The 14,108-nt window shown below is 60.1% G+C and carries 16 protein-coding genes, 1 tRNA gene and 2 pseudogenes; 14 read left to right on the top strand and 5 right to left on the bottom strand.

Going from position 1 to position 14,108, the window contains the following annotated elements; genetic code table 11:
- Positions 1-5: 5 nt before the first annotated feature.
- From pheT to JN403_RS19775, 4 genes are all read left to right on the top strand, one after another.
- Positions 6-2,384, top strand: coding sequence for a phenylalanine--tRNA ligase subunit beta (gene pheT / locus JN403_RS19790; protein WP_205483985.1), 2,379 nt, complete (start codon positions 6-8; stop codon positions 2,382-2,384).
- A 3-nt stretch (positions 2,385-2,387) separates the two neighbouring features.
- A complete protein-coding gene (gene ihfA / locus JN403_RS19785) occupies positions 2,388-2,690 on the top strand; it encodes an integration host factor subunit alpha (RefSeq protein ID WP_002553164.1) in 303 nt (100 codons plus the stop codon).
- Positions 2,671-3,027: a MerR family transcriptional regulator gene (locus JN403_RS19780; protein ID WP_074887387.1), complete on the top strand. Its 357-nt coding sequence runs from the start codon at positions 2,671-2,673 to the stop codon at positions 3,025-3,027. Before ihfA ends, JN403_RS19780 begins: the two co-directional genes overlap by 20 nt.
- Before the next feature lie 108 nt (positions 3,028-3,135).
- Positions 3,136-3,212 (top strand) — tRNA-Pro (locus JN403_RS19775).
- An 88-nt stretch (positions 3,213-3,300) separates the two neighbouring features.
- Here JN403_RS19775 and JN403_RS19770 read toward each other — a convergent pair.
- Together JN403_RS19770 and JN403_RS19765 are read right to left on the bottom strand one after the other, a co-directional pair.
- Positions 3,301-3,621 (bottom strand): annotated as a pseudogene (locus tag JN403_RS19770) (integrase); the annotation flags it as partial.
- An 862-nt stretch (positions 3,622-4,483) separates the two neighbouring features.
- On the bottom strand, positions 4,484-4,771 hold the full coding sequence (locus tag JN403_RS19765; RefSeq protein WP_205483983.1) for a hypothetical protein: 288 nt from the start codon (positions 4,769-4,771) through the stop codon (positions 4,484-4,486).
- A gap of 106 nt (positions 4,772-4,877) precedes the next feature.
- On the opposite strand from JN403_RS19765, the gene JN403_RS19760 reads away from it, so the two are divergent.
- The 4 genes from JN403_RS19760 (at position 4,878) to JN403_RS19745 (ending at position 6,756) form a co-directional block, all read left to right on the top strand.
- A complete protein-coding gene (locus JN403_RS19760; RefSeq protein WP_205483981.1) occupies positions 4,878-5,075 on the top strand; it encodes a hypothetical protein in 198 nt (65 codons plus the stop codon).
- 793 nt (positions 5,076-5,868) lie between these two features.
- A complete protein-coding gene (locus JN403_RS19755; protein WP_205483979.1) occupies positions 5,869-6,108 on the top strand; it encodes a hypothetical protein in 240 nt (79 codons plus the stop codon).
- Positions 6,109-6,171: 63 nt separating this feature from the next.
- Complete coding sequence (locus JN403_RS19750) at positions 6,172-6,393, top strand: hypothetical protein (protein ID WP_205483978.1); 222 nt, start codon at positions 6,172-6,174, stop codon at positions 6,391-6,393.
- Between the two features lie 144 nt (positions 6,394-6,537).
- A complete protein-coding gene (locus JN403_RS19745) occupies positions 6,538-6,756 on the top strand; it encodes a hypothetical protein (protein WP_122538275.1) in 219 nt (72 codons plus the stop codon).
- 59 nt (positions 6,757-6,815) lie between these two features.
- On the opposite strand, the gene pseH is transcribed toward JN403_RS19745, so the two are convergent.
- Positions 6,816-7,370 carry a UDP-4-amino-4,6-dideoxy-N-acetyl-beta-L-altrosamine N-acetyltransferase gene (gene pseH / locus JN403_RS19740; protein WP_205483977.1) on the bottom strand — a complete coding sequence of 185 codons (555 nt, stop codon included), beginning with the start codon at positions 7,368-7,370 and terminating at the stop codon, positions 6,816-6,818.
- A 168-nt stretch (positions 7,371-7,538) separates the two neighbouring features.
- Between pseH and JN403_RS19735 the strand changes: the two genes are divergently transcribed.
- Positions 7,539-7,871: a DUF883 family protein gene (locus JN403_RS19735; protein WP_205483976.1), complete on the top strand. Its 333-nt coding sequence runs from the start codon at positions 7,539-7,541 to the stop codon at positions 7,869-7,871.
- Between the two features lie 10 nt (positions 7,872-7,881).
- Positions 7,882-8,280: a DUF2934 domain-containing protein gene (locus JN403_RS25665; protein WP_240356686.1), complete on the top strand. Its 399-nt coding sequence runs from the start codon at positions 7,882-7,884 to the stop codon at positions 8,278-8,280.
- Between the two features lie 78 nt (positions 8,281-8,358).
- Here JN403_RS25665 and JN403_RS19725 read toward each other — a convergent pair whose 3' ends face one another.
- Both JN403_RS19725 and JN403_RS19720 read right to left on the bottom strand, forming a co-directional pair.
- On the bottom strand, positions 8,359-9,570 hold the full coding sequence (locus tag JN403_RS19725) for an MFS transporter (protein WP_205483974.1): 1,212 nt from the start codon (positions 9,568-9,570) through the stop codon (positions 8,359-8,361).
- A gap of 119 nt (positions 9,571-9,689) precedes the next feature.
- Entirely contained in the window at positions 9,690-10,847 is a 1,158-nt protein-coding gene (locus JN403_RS19720; protein WP_205487539.1) for an MltA domain-containing protein, read from the bottom strand.
- A gap of 344 nt (positions 10,848-11,191) precedes the next feature.
- Between JN403_RS19720 and JN403_RS19715 the strand changes: the two genes are divergently transcribed.
- The 4 genes and pseudogenes from JN403_RS19715 to fhuF all read left to right on the top strand — a co-directional run bounded on the left by JN403_RS19715 (position 11,192) and on the right by fhuF (position 14,022).
- Entirely contained in the window at positions 11,192-11,392 is a 201-nt protein-coding gene (locus tag JN403_RS19715) for an MbtH family NRPS accessory protein (RefSeq protein ID WP_122538284.1), read from the top strand.
- Between the two features lie 37 nt (positions 11,393-11,429).
- Positions 11,430-12,421: pseudogene (locus tag JN403_RS19710) on the top strand (TauD/TfdA family dioxygenase).
- An 11-nt stretch (positions 12,422-12,432) separates the two neighbouring features.
- On the top strand, positions 12,433-13,266 hold the full coding sequence (locus JN403_RS19705) for a N(5)-hydroxyornithine transformylase PvdF (protein ID WP_205483972.1): 834 nt from the start codon (positions 12,433-12,435) through the stop codon (positions 13,264-13,266).
- A 42-nt stretch (positions 13,267-13,308) separates the two neighbouring features.
- Positions 13,309-14,022, top strand: coding sequence for a siderophore-iron reductase FhuF (gene fhuF, locus JN403_RS19700; RefSeq protein WP_205483971.1), 714 nt, complete (start codon positions 13,309-13,311; stop codon positions 14,020-14,022).
- Positions 14,023-14,108 lie beyond the last annotated feature (86 nt).

Here is a 14,108-nt window from a genome sequence, read left to right as displayed (position 1 = left end):
GCAGGATGAAATTCAGTGAACAATGGCTGCGCGGCTGGGTAAGCCCGCAAGTATCCCGCGACGAGCTGGTTGCTCGTCTGTCGATGGCCGGCCTCGAAGTAGACAGCGTCACCCCGGCAGCGGGCGTTTTCAGCGGTGTTGTGGTGGGTGAGGTGCTGAGCACCGAACAGCACCCGGACGCTGACAAGCTGCGCGTTTGCCAGGTCAGTAATGGCGCTGAGACCTTCCAGGTTGTATGCGGCGCGCCGAACGTGCGCCCCGGTCTGAAGATCCCGTTTGCCATGATCGGCGCCGAGTTGCCGGGCGATTTCAAGATCAAGAAAGCCAAGCTGCGGGGCGTCGAGTCCAACGGCATGCTGTGCTCGCAAGCCGAGTTGCAGGTGGGCGAGGGCAACGACGGCTTGATGGAGCTGCCGGCCGACGCGCCGGTGGGCCAGGATGTGCGCGTGTATCTGGAACTGGACGACGCGAGCATCGAAGTCGACCTGACGCCCAACCGTGGCGACTGCCTGTCGGTGGCCGGTCTGGCCCGTGAAGTGGGTGCGCTCTATGATGCAGTCGTCACGCGTCCTCAGGTTGCCGTGGTTCCGGCCGTGCACGATGAAGTACGTCCGGTTGAAGTGCTCGCGCCTGCGGCGTGCCCTCGCTATCTGGGCCGCGTTATCCGCAATGTCGACCTGTCACGTCCTACCCCGCTGTGGATGGTTGAGCGCCTGCGTCGCTCGGACGTTCGCAGTATCGACGCTGCAGTCGACATCACCAACTACGTGATGCTTGAGCTGGGTCAGCCGCTGCACGCGTTCGACCTTGCCGAAATCAACGGCGGCATTCGTGTGCGCATGGCGGAGGAGGGCGAGAAGCTCGTCTTGCTGGACGGTCAGGAAGTCAGCCTGCGCGCCGATACCCTGGTCATTGCCGACCACCAGCGTGCCCTGGCCATCGCCGGTGTCATGGGTGGCGAGCACAGCGGTGTGTCCGCGACCACCCGTGATATCTTCCTTGAAAGCGCCTTTTTCGATCAGATCGCCGTTGCCGGCAAGGCCCGTTCGTATGGCCTGCACACTGACGCTTCCCATCGCTATGAGCGTGGCGTTGACTGGCAGCTGGCCCGCGAAGCCATGGAGCGCGCCACTGGCCTGCTTCTGGAAATCACCGGTGGCGACGCCGGTCCGGTCATCGAGACTGTCAGTGACCAGCATTTGCCGTCCATTGAGCCGATCATCCTGCGTGCCGAGCGTATCGAGCAGATGCTGGGCATGAAGATGGACGCAGCGGAAATCGAGCGTCTGCTTACAGCGCTCGGCCTCACCGTCGCGTCTCACGCCAGTGAGCAATGGCGCGTTGAGGTGCCGAGCCACCGCTTCGATATCTCCCTCGAAGTCGACCTGATCGAAGAGCTGGCCCGCCTCCACGGTTACAACCGTCTGCCGGTTCGTTACCCACAGGCGCGCCTGGCACCGCAACCGCGTGCCGAGGCTCGGAGCGATCTGCCGGCGTTGCGTCGTCTGCTGGTGGCTCGCGGTTATCAGGAAGCGATCACCTACAGCTTCATCGACCAAAAATGGTTCGAGCTGTTCAGCCCGGGCGTTGAGCCGCTGCTGCTGGCCAATCCGATCTCGGCTGACATGTCGGCGATGCGTTCGTCCCTGTGGCCGGGTCTGGTGAAGTCGCTGCAACACAACCTCAATCGCCAGCAGGACCGCGTGCGTCTGTTCGAGAGCGGGTTGCGTTTCGTCGGTCAACTGGAAGGCTTGAAGCAAGAGCCGATGCTGGCCGGTGTGATCTGTGGCAGCCGTCTGCCGGAAGGCTGGGCGCAAGGCCGTGATGTCGTCGACTTCTTCGACGTCAAGGCCGACGTCGAGGCCGTGCTGGGCTTCGCCGGTGCGCAGGGTGATTTCCGTTTCGTACCCGGAAGCCATCCCGCGTTGCACCCGGGTCAGACCGCGCGTATCGAGCGTGACGGGCGTGAAGTCGGCTATATCGGCGCACTGCACCCGGAACTGTCAAAAACCCTGGGCCTTGATCGTCCCGTGTTCGTCTTCGAGCTGGTTCTGGCTGAAGTGGCGACAGGCCGCCTGCCAAAATTCCATGAGCTTTCACGCTTCCCGGAAGTGCGTCGCGACCTGGCGCTGCTGGCCGATCGTGATGTTTCGGCGACTGCCGTGCTGGACGTTATTCGAGAGAATGCAGGGGAATGGCTCACAGACCTCAGGCTGTTTGATGTTTACCAGGGTAAAGGCATTGATCCGCTTAGAAAAAGCCTTGCAGTCGGCTTGACCTGGCAACATCCATCGCGCACTCTTACCGACGATGAGGTAAACGCTTCGACGCAGCAAATTCTCACCTCGCTAGAGGCAAGGTTAAACGCCACGTTAAGGATGTAGCGTATGGGGGCTCTGACGAAAGCTGAGATGGCCGAACGTCTGTACGAAGAGCTAGGCCTGAACAAACGAGAAGCCAAGGAACTGGTCGAGCTGTTCTTTGAGGAAATCAGGCACGCTCTGGAAGATAACGAGCAGGTCAAATTGTCCGGATTCGGCAACTTTGATCTGCGCGATAAACGCCAGCGACCGGGCCGAAATCCCAAGACAGGGGAAGAAATCCCGATTACCGCTCGCCGTGTGGTCACCTTTCGCCCAGGGCAGAAACTGAAGGCCCGAGTTGAGGCTTATGCTGGAACCAAGTCATAACGACGAGCTACCGCCTATCCCCGGCAAACGCTACTTCACCATCGGTGAAGTCAGCGAGCTCTGCGCGGTCAAACCGCACGTTCTGCGTTATTGGGAGCAGGAGTTTCCTCAACTCAACCCGGTCAAGCGCCGCGGAAACCGCCGGTATTATCAGCGACAGGACGTGTTGATGATCCGCCAGATCCGCGCGCTGCTCTACGATCAGGGCTTCACCATTGGCGGCGCGCGTTTGCGCATGTCCAGCGATGAGGTCAAGGATGATTCACTGCAATACAAGCAGTTGATCAAACAGATGATTGTCGAGCTGGAAGATGTGCTGGTCGTGCTGCGCAAGTGACATCGCGCGGTGAGTCGAAATACTTCCATCATTCAAAAGCTTAGGGTATATTCCTCGACGCTTTCGCAAGAACCCGCAACACAGAAGTAGCAGTGAGTAACGCCTAGTCGGGGCGTAGCGCAGTCCGGTAGCGCACTAGCATGGGGTGCTAGGGGTCGAGTGTTCGAATCACTCCGTCCCGACCATATTTTGTAAAGGGAATCAGCCACTTAGCGGCTCGATTCCCTTTTTCATTTCTGGCTTGCGCAAAACCCGCGCAAAACTGGCGCAAAACTATCCGGCGATTTCGCTGATATCGAGGTCCGGAATGGCCTCCGACCAGATCACCTCGGCGTGCTCCTTCTGGTAGTTTTTGGTCATCTCCTCGCTGGCGTGCCCGGCGATCTTCTGCCCATCTTTCCCGGCTTTCTTGTACAGGTGCAGTGACAGTGCCCCGACTTCGTGGAAGTCTGGCATCTCTTTTTCCTTCCATCCGTTGTAGCAATCCGCCGCCTCCCTGGCGTCCTTGAATGCGCGCGTCAGGTAACGCTACTCAACCTTCTTGGTCCAGTGCTCTTTGGTCTCAGACTGCTTTTGCCTCTTCCGATCAGGTCTGCCCGGACACAAAGCGACACATCGAAACCGATTGCTCGCAAAACACCCAAAAATATGTACGAATCCCATTGCTGCCTAAGCTGTCACTTCTTGCAAAGCGTCTGCGGAGGCGCATCAGGCTCCATTCGTTTAGGTATCACGATCTTAGTACCAGGGAGAGATACGAGCTCGGCAATTCCGAATACGCAAGTAGGAGCTGGCGCTCCGTTTGCGTTAATGCTGAACCGGAGCCCTATCAATGCTTCGTAGTCCTTCCCAGGCTCCAGATGATAGATGAGGGCCTGGCCAGGGCATGACGAGAAAGAGCGGCCATTATTACCAAAAGTTGCGCCCCTAGTTGCAAGCTGGAACGGCAGATCAGCTCTGACCCGATACTCGGTTACGATCTCCTTGTGGACGCCTTCAGCCATTCGAGTCGCAGGAACGTACTCAGAAAGTTCGGGTGCAACTCTTCCGGGTATCCCTATTTTTTTCGGCTTTAACGGGTATTGCACATAATTGATGCTGGGCTGTCCGTCACGCCCAAAACGCCCGGCCCGAGCCATTTCATGACGGATAGCCGGAGCGCAACTGCCGATGACGCTATCACCAAACGCATCTGAGTTAGTGATGACCCGAACTCGAGCGAAGTTCTCAGTTTGAGAGTGTTCGTCGTAGGGGACTGAAGGTATTCCAGAGCAGCCGGAAAGTGCCCCAGCTATAAAACTTGCGAAAATGACCAGCCGCATGCCCATGTCCTTATGTTTTCCGGACTCTAAAAAAACCCGACGAGATGGTCGGGTTGTATGTTGTTGGTCGCTGCTTATCACCGCACGCAAGATCTACATGATGGGGCCAAATTACGGCCAACCGGACATCATGGTCAAGCGGCATCGTTGAATATTTGTTCGGCGTCGCAGACGTGGATCGCATGAATGACTGCCGACTCTTCCAGCTGTTCAAGGCGCTTGTGGATGCCGCCTCTACAATTGCGGCGGGTACGCTCCGGAAAGGCATCTACATCCCATGTGGTCAGGTCATAGAGCTCGGCGGTTATCCTTTCGCCCATCAGCTCGACAGCTCGACGCATCTGGTCGAGGGTGAGCAGCTCAATCCACTGCGGCGTGCTGACATGAGTAGCGTGGCCGTAGCCTCCGTTTATTTCGAGCATGGAATTCCTCGCCCGCCGTATGCAGGCTGGCTTCAATGTGGAGGGGTGGACGGCGGCGGTGACAATGCACTACCGTCAGAAACGTAATTGAATTGGGTGGGTTGCGATGGTCGTGCTGCTGGGGGTTGCGCTATGGGCGATGGCTCTCTACTTGCTGTCCCTTGACCTGGAGGGTTCTGCAGCAGCCCTGTTCCTTTTCGGCCTGGCCATGATTTGGCCAAGCATTTTCTACGGTCGCGCCGGTAATTCCCGCTTCGTAAGCTGGTACGAGTCTTTGAAAATAATTCTGAGGGGCTGGCTCTGAGGACCGGTGCGCCAGGGTCTCTACCTGGCCGTACACCGGCAGGCATGTGGATAGATGGGAAGGGGTGGCTGAGCCTGGACGGCATGGTAGATTCCAGAGCATCAAATCTATGGATGGAGTCGACCAGTGTTTCTTTTGAGAAAGCGCGATATTCAAATCGCGAAGTGGTTCTTAGTTGCAGTCTTTGTCGCTGACCTTACGGCTGCGTTATTTTGGGACCCGTCGAAGATGCCGGGTATCGCAATGAAGGCCGCATTTGTGTTTGTGCTTCTCGGTGGTGCAAAGATTGCGAACCGGCGCAGAGGCGAAGGGGACTGAGCCTCTGCCCACCGGGTCCGCAAATGCCCTTATCCGTTTGAACTCGACGACCCAGACCCATGGGTTCGCATCCCACGCAACGGCGCCGTTGATTGATTCCCACCGCCCAGCGAATCAACAGCTTGGAAATATCGGAGCATAGGGTGCTAGGGGTCGAGTGTTCGAATCACTCCATCCTGACCATATTCAGTTGAGAGGGAATCAGCCACTTAGCGGCTCGATTCCCCTCTTCATTTTCAGCCTGCGCAAAAGCCGCGCAGCGCTGTCCAGGAACTGCGCTCTCACGAAGTCGTTGAAGCCCTGTTACTACAACATTCCAGCCTACATGGTCGAATCCCTGACCAAACTTCTCAACTCACCGCCATACTCGCCCTCAAATGACGGCCAATGGCTACCGCTCGTCCGGCCTTAGCGTCAATTTGCAATGAACCGCCAGTCACGGGGTCAGAGTTATCCCTTCGTAACGAGCAAAGATATGCTTGCCTCAGACATGATCGCCGAAGATAGCGAGCGCCTGCTGGATGGGCTCAACCGAGCCACGGCAGAGCTGATGTCCATGGACAGTGCCGCTTTCGGGCGTGAGCAATGGCAGCTGGCGCATCGTCGTCAGCAAGCTGCATTTGCCGCGTGGCTGCTGTACATCAGAAAAGACCCTGAATTTCAGCACCGGTCAAACAGCACGCCGACAAACCGCTCATCAATCACCCGGCACTAATTCCCCTCAACCCACCTCTGTCCCATAAGCGCAGATTTCCTGCGTCTCGTACTGGAGGTCATCATGGGTATTGAAGACAACGGGCCAGAGAACGCGTATCCAGGCCCTGCCGAGCCGGGTAGCGAAGAAGAGGTCTATCCCGACGCAAGTGCTGACTCGGCTGAAGGCATCGACAATGAAGAGGACGCAGCCATCGCCGCCCGTAACAAAGGGCTGGACGAGATTGAGATCCCTGACAATCCTCCCGTCGACGAGGACGAAGAGCCCTCTCCAGGGAACAGCTAGCGCTTGGCGTCAGATCAAACCCCACCCCGTGTGGGGTTTTTCTGCAACATGGCAAATGTGTAACATAAATGAGCCACTCGTCGGAACGCGCGCACTATCAACGAGTTGGCTACTCCATTCAGTAGCCAAAAAAACGGATCGATTATGCGACCTCAGACTTTCGATATTCCTAACGCCCTCGACCTGATCAGCGAGCTGGATCAGGCTACCGAGCAAATGATGTCTATCCCTGTTGAGCACGTCGGAGGAACGCAGTGGGAAGAGGCGTTTGTCAGGCAGCAGAGCGCCTTCAGAAAGTGGCGCGACTACTTGTACTGCAAGGCCGATGAACGTCCCGCTGTCCGGCTGATGAATATCGCCTGACGCGCGCCTTTCTGCTGGGCGATCCTGCTCGCTCTTAGCTGCGCAGCTCGGGCGACTCTCTACCGACGCCCGGCAATACGCTCCACCGCAGCCAGCACCTTGGGCCGCTGTGTTTGCCATTCGCTTTTGGTGATGCCCAACAGCACCACGCTGACGCGTTTGCCGTCGCGAATGATGTTTTCACGTCGAACCCCCTCGATCAAAAAACCGAATTTCTGATGCATCTTGATCACTGCCGGATTGATCTCCAGCACTTCGCAGTTGAGTTTCTCCAGCGCTGCGGCGCCGAACGCGTGGTCGAGCATCCATAACTCCACCTGACTGCCAAAGCCTTTGCCTTGCAGCGTGGTGTCGAGATAGAAGGCCCAATCTGCTGTGCGGTGGGTGGTGTTGATGGCGCTCAGCGAGACAACGCCCGCCGCCGCACCCTCAATCAGCACGACGAAGACTTGCTGGCGAGAACTGGCACGAAGCCCTTCTAGCCAGTTTAGATGCTCGGCCTCGCTGATCTCATGGTCGGTGTACATGAACTTACGCACGTCGGGTTGATTGCGCAGTTGCCGGACGTGGGCTTGCTGGTCAACGGGCAGCTCGAGGATCGGCACGATGTTCATGGAGTCTCTTTTTAAACAGATCATAAGGCTATTGAGTCCCGCCCCATGCCGGTCGGCGAGCGATGCTCATCACGCCAGGCGTTGCGAAAGGCGGTTTTTTAAAAGTCACTGGAACGAATCGATTCGCGCTTCAGTCAACCTTTCTCACACCCAGGAGGCAGAATTATTATGGCAAGCGATATCACTGAGCAACTTCGTGAAGATCTTTATCAGAAAACCCGTTCCGAGCTGAACACTTTTCTTGACGAGACCAATGCCTTGCTGGCGGCAGGGGATGCCTTGAATGAGGATCGCACCACTCAGGCCCATGAGCGGCTCAAGGATTTCCTTGCCCGTGGCACCACTGCGGTGAGCGAAATCGAAATGGACGCCCAACCCGCGCTGACCCGAGCGGTGGGCAATGCCAAGTCCTACGTGACGACCCATCCATGGGCCGCCGTCGGTGCGGCTGCGGGACTGGGCCTGGTGGCCAGCCTGCTGCTCAAACGCAACAGGGATTGAGGAGGCCATCGTGGTTCGCCGTCGATTTCCGGTGGATCCGTTAAGTCCAACCAGCGGCCGGCTGGCGTTCGCCGGCCTCTGCACGCCCGTCATTTACCCTCGTTACCGGCTGGTACTGTTCATGGCGGGTACCGTAGCGGACGATGGATTCGGCACCGCCTTGGCGCCGGCCAATGTCTTGCGCAAGCATAAATGGGGGATACGCATGAATGTCGACGAAGACACTGTTCGTCAGTTGGCCCAGTTGATCTGGGAGACCGAAGGCAAGCCGGAAGGGCAGGAATCCCGTCACTGGGAAATGGCCACGCGCCTGGCGGAGTCCGCCGCCATGGCCCCGGTCCGCACTTCCAGCAAGCATAAGGTCGATACCTTGTTCCCGTCGCCCGACGAGTCAGGCCCCGACGCATGAGAGGTCCAGAGCGCGCCCGGGCGCAGTGTCAGGGCGACGCTTGGATCAACGTCACAATCGGGCACCAGCGCTCAGCATTCAAACTGACCCGGTCGGTTGCCTGACAACGCGGCGCTCGGCGTGCCGCGCATCCATCAGTGCCCAATACCACATGCCCAACCCGCCAAGGGTCAGCGCCGCTGCCGCATAGCCCGTGGCCGGCAGACCGCAGCCCGCCGCAATCACCAAACCACCCACCAGTGGCCCGATGGCGTTGGCCACGTTGAATGCGCTTTGCACCAGTGCGCCCGCCAGGGATTGCGCGTGGGGGGCAACGTCCATCAGGCGGGTTTGCAGAATCGCTGCCAGGCCCACACCGCACCCGATGAAAAACACCAGCGGAATGAGCAGCCACAGGTTACCGGTGGCCGACGGATAGAGCGCCAGCACCAGCGCGGTGAAGCCCAGCGAGACGCCCGCGGCGAGCATGGTTGCGCGGTCGGCGGCCCATCCGCAGATCAGGTTGCCCACCGTCGTGCCCACGCCGAACACGGCCATCACCACCGGGATCATGAAATCGGAAGCGTGGGTGACCTCGATCAGCGTGGCCGCCAGATAGGTGTACACGCAGAAGATCCCGCCGAAGCCGATGCCGGCGATGCCCAGAGTCAACCAAACTTGCCGCGAGCGCAGGGCGTTGAGTTCGCGCAACGGGCTGGCGTCAGCTTCGGCAGGCGACGCGGGCGCGAGGCAGCGGATCAGTACCGCCGTGATCGCGGCGAGTCCGGCGACGATGGCCAAACCCCAGCGCCAGCCGAGGGTCTGGCCGATCCAGGTGGCGAACGGCACGCCGATGATAGTGGCGATGGTCAGCCCCAGGAACACGCGGGAGACCGCCTGGGCGCGACGGTTCTTCGGCACCAGCGAAGCGGCCAGCAGCATGGCGACGCCGAAATACGCGCCATGGGGAAAGCCGCTGAGAAAGCGGAAGAACACCAGCCATGGCAGCGAAGGCGCAATGGCACTCAGCGCGTTGGCGATTCCGATGAAGGCGGCGAGCGCTACCAGCAAGGCTCGACGGGGCAGGCGCACGCCGAGGACCATGATCACCGGCGAACCGATGACCACGCCCAGCGCGTAGGCGCTGATGGCATGTCCGGCGAGGGGCTGGGTCACCTGGAAGTCATTGGCGATAAAAGGCAGCAACGTCATTGACGCAAATTCGGATGTGCCGATGGCAAACGCGCCCATGGCAAGGGCGAACAGCAGCCAGCCCATATTGAAGGCCGGGGGAGTGTGGGAGGTAGTCATGGGAGATCGAGGAGGGTTTCCGGGAAGAAGCATGCTGTGATGCTTGAAACCGATTTCAGTTCAACCCGCGATACCCGCCGGCTGATGCGGGTGGCGCATCAGTCGGCGGTTCAGCTTGGTCAGTCCTTGGGTTTGGCGTCGGGCAGGGCGGCGCCCTTGGGCCACAGCATCCAGATCTGGCCTTGCTGCTTCATGTTGCCCGCCAGCTCGCCAGCCGCATCGCCGGTGCCCCAGAACATGTCAGCGCGGACTTCGCCGGCGATGGCGCCGCCGGTGTCCTGCGCCGCGACCGGGCGCACCAGCGGCGTGCCGTCGGGGCGGGTCGAGGACAGCCACAACAAGCTGCCGAGGGGGATGACCTTGCGATCAATCGCCACGCTGTAGCCAGCGGTCAGCGGCACATTTAGCGAGCCGCGCGGCCCTTCGGTACTGTCCGGGCGCAGGGTGAAGAACACATAGCTCGGGTTGCTGCCCAGCAGTTCATTCACGCGTTCGGGGTGCGCGATCGCCCAGTCGCGGATGCGGCCCATCGACACTTCGTCCTTGGTCAATTGCCCTTGCTCCACCAGCCAGCGGCCGATCGGCTTGTAGGGGTAGCCATTCTGATCGGCGTAGGCGATGCGCAACTGACGGCCATTCTCCAGCTGAACCCGACCCGAACCCTGGATTTGCAGGAACTGCAGGTCGATGGGGTTTTCCAGCCAGGCCAGTACGGGGGCTTTGGCGCCTTTGTTGCCGATGGTTGCGGCATCGTCGTAGGGACGCAGCACACGGCCATCTAGGCGTCCGCGCAGGCGCTTGCCCTTGAGTTCGGGATAGATGCTGTCGAGGTTGACGATGATCAGGTCATCGGGCACGCCGTACACCGCCACCGGGTGTGCGTCGTTGCGTTGCTCGCTCCCTTTGTAGATCGGTTCGTAATAGCCGGTGATCAGCCCGTTGGCGCCATGCTCGGAGGAGCGCAGGCTGTAGACCTGCAGTTGATTCTTGAGAAAGTCGCGCACGGCAGCCGGGTTCTGCGGCACCTGGGCGGCGAGGGCGCAGGTGCCGCCCCAGACCGGGTCCTTGGCCAGACGCTTGCACGCCGAGAACCAGCTGTTGTAGCCGGCCATCAGGTCGGTGTCGTTCACCGCCGGCAGTTTGTCCCACTCGACGCTGACGTAGGTCGTCGCTTCGGAAGGCTTGGTCTTCGGCGCGCCGCCGTCACAGGCGGCGAGCAGGGCGATCAGGGGAGCGAGGCAAAATACGAAACGGCGCCAGTGCAGGCTTGTGGTCATCACGCGGGGTGTTTCCTGAGAATCATGCGAAGGCGGCTAGCTTGGTGAAAGCCGAGGGCTGCGTCAAATGGATGAGGGAATGATTTGCATGAAAGCTCACGTGACGGCGCAAGCGCCTTGAATGTGCGGTGGATTTGCGCGCGAATGCTTTATCTCGAACCCCGATATTCGGTGTGTGTACCGACCCTTAGGTGGACACATTCACTTCACCCTGTGCGTCGCACCTCATCCGCCCTTGATCGGCTTTGAAGGTTTTTAAAAAAGACTAACCACTTCGCGCCCTTATTCGTCTTTCAGGTAAGGCGCGCTTACCTGCGCCGTTCCAACACCATGAGGGTTTACACATGAGCTTCGACAGCGAAAGCACACAGTTCCGGGTCGTCATCAACCACGAAGAACAGTACTCCATCTGGCCCGACTACAAAGCCATCCCGGACGGCTGGAAAAGCGTCGGCGTCGAAGGCGACAAACAGACCTGCCTCAACCACATCGAAAGCGTCTGGACCGACATGCGTCCCCTGAGCCTGCGCAAGGCGATGGCCTGAATCCACCCCCTTCAGCCACATCAGGAGCGTACTGCCCATGAACATGCGCATGCTCACCCCCGAACGCCTGCGCCTCGAAGCCGGCTTTCCCCTGCGCGTCCAGCCCGGCCAGGCCGGGGTTCCCTGGCTGCCGAAATCGACGCCCTGCGCAGCATCGTCAACCAATCCCTGGAGCGCGACGGCGCCATCCTGTTCAGCGGATTCACCCCTGAAGGGGTCGAAGGCTTCCAGCGATTTGCCGCCGCGTTCGGCCACCCGTTGCTCAACTACGAATTCGGCTCCACGCCGCGCAGCCAGGTCGATGGCAAAGGCGTCTACACCTCCACCGAATACCCGGCCCACCGCTCGATCCCCCTGCACAACGAACAGGCCTACACCACCGAATGGCCCATGCGCATCTTCTTCTACTGCGCCAAAGCCGCTGTTAGCGGAGGCGAAACGCCGATTGCCGACAGCCGCCGCGTGTTCCAGCGCATCAGTCCGGCCCTGCGCAAACGCTTCGAAGAGAAGCGGCTTATGTACGTGCGCAACTACGGCAACGGCCTCGACTTGACCTGGCAGCAGGTCTTCAACACCGACCGCCACAGCGACGTCGAGGATTACTGCCGCCCTCGGGGCATCCAGTGCGACTGGAACGAGGACGGCGACCTGCGCACCCGGCAGTTGGTGCAAGGCGTCGCTCAGCATCCGCGCACCAAAGACTGGGTCTGGTTCAATCAGGCACACCTGTTTCACCTGTCGAACCTGGACGCAGAGATGCAGGAAATCCTCCTCGACACCGTCGGTGAAGAAGGCTTGCCGCGCAACGTCTACTACGGCGACGGCAGCCCGCTGGAGGCCGACGCGCTGGCGGAAATTCGTGGCGTGCTGAGCGAATGCGAAGTGGTCTTCCCGTGGCAGACCGGTGATGTGCTGATGCTCGACAACATGCTCACGGCGCACTCGCGCAAGCCGTTCAGCGGCGAACGAAAAGTCGTGGTCGCCATGGCTGAAGGCGTCAGCGGCAACACCCTGCACACCCTTTCCTGAGTCCGATATTCATGCAGAAAACCAAGCTTGTTTACGTCTGGTCACTGCGTAACGCAGCGGCGGACAAGGCCGGTCAATACGTCGATTACCACGGCGAACAGCGTTACATGACCTCGCCACTGGAGTACCTGGTCAAGGCGCTCAATGAGACTGCCCTCGGCGATCACTATTCCCTGGAAGCGATCATCTACGACGAGAACCCCGAGTCCGCACGGGACCGCGAGAGCATCAAGGATTACGGTTTCGCGCCGGGGCAGGGCGCGCACTGGTTCTACCCGCCGGGCCTGACGGTGCAGGGGCGCAAGGTCGATGACCTGCTTGAAAACGTGCCGTCGAGCTACCGCGCCTTGCCTTTGGGCGACAGCGCGCGGCCGGCCGGCAAGTCGGATTTCGAGCGACGTCTCGGCGAGCGCCTGCACGCGCTGGGCGCAGACATCGTGGTGCTCGACGGGCTGCTGGTGATCCTCGATGAACTGGTGCGTGAAGGCGCTGATTTCCATCGGCGCATCTTCAACGTGCACCCGGGCATCACGCGTCTGGAATCGCCTTACGAGCGGCGCGGCGCGTACGCCACCCTCGACGCGCTGTACGGCGCCCGCGGCAAGAAAGTGGTCGACTGGACCACGCGGGAGATGGTCGACATTCCGCTGGTGAACATGACCGGCGCGTCCTTCCATTACGTCGACACCGGCATCGATTCCGGTGAAGTGGTGTTCGATGTGCTCGACACCCCCATCGCGGCGTACGACACCATCCTCGAACTGCGTTGGAATAACTTCAACAACAGCCTGTTTCCGGCGCTGGAGCAGGGGTTGTGGGTGCTGGCGCGGCAGCGGTCTTATTGATCGTATGCGGGTGAACAGGTCGCCAGCGCAGCGAGTCGCCCCATGATTCCTGCGCTGGCGCCTTTGTTCATTGCCGATTTTCAGCACTATCGCGGCGTCCTGGTGCTGCCCGACGATCCCCGCGCCGGCGTGCCGTTGCGTACGATTCTGACCGGCGACGGTTTAAGCGACGTGCTCACGCGATTCGGCAGCGCCTATCCGCCCAGCGACCCTCGCGGACTGGCGTCGCTGTGGAGCAAGCACTACTTCATCAAGCTGATTCCGCCGGTGGTGGCGGCGTCGCTGATCCTCAACCACCGCCTGCCACTGCACCTCGATCATCTGCAATTGATCCTCGATGACAATGCCCTGCCTGCCGCTTTCAAGCTGCCTGATCCAGGCCAGGGCTGGACGCCCACACCGGCCGATGCTTTCGAGCGTTTCGATGAGTTGCTCGAACATCAGCTCAGGCCCTTTATCGACGCCATCGCCCGCCATGTGCACCTGTCCCCGAAAGTGCTGTGGAGCAATGCCGGCAACTATTTCGAATGGCTATTGGGCGTGCTCGCCAACGCAATGCCCCACGCCGATGTGCGTCACGGTCACCAGCTGCTGAACGCCCGACACCTGTCGGACGGACGTCGTAATCCGCTCTATCAACCGGTGCGCTACATCAACCCCGACGGCCAAGACAAACCAAAGCGCGAACGCCGCGTGTGCTGCATCCGTTATCGCGTCGACGGCCTCGACTACTGCTCCAACTGCCCGCTCTCCTGACTGACTGCGAACCCAATGCAGGACCGGCTTCAGCCGGGAAAACGTCGGTCTTCACACCGCAAAAGTGAGGGTGCTGCCACTGGCCT

Source organism: Pseudomonas sp. 15A4, from assembly GCF_016925575.1.
GTDB lineage: Bacteria > Pseudomonadota > Gammaproteobacteria > Pseudomonadales > Pseudomonadaceae > Aquipseudomonas.
The sequence above is the reverse complement of the archived record's forward strand: the minus strand, read 5'-3'. Positions and strand labels throughout refer to the sequence as shown.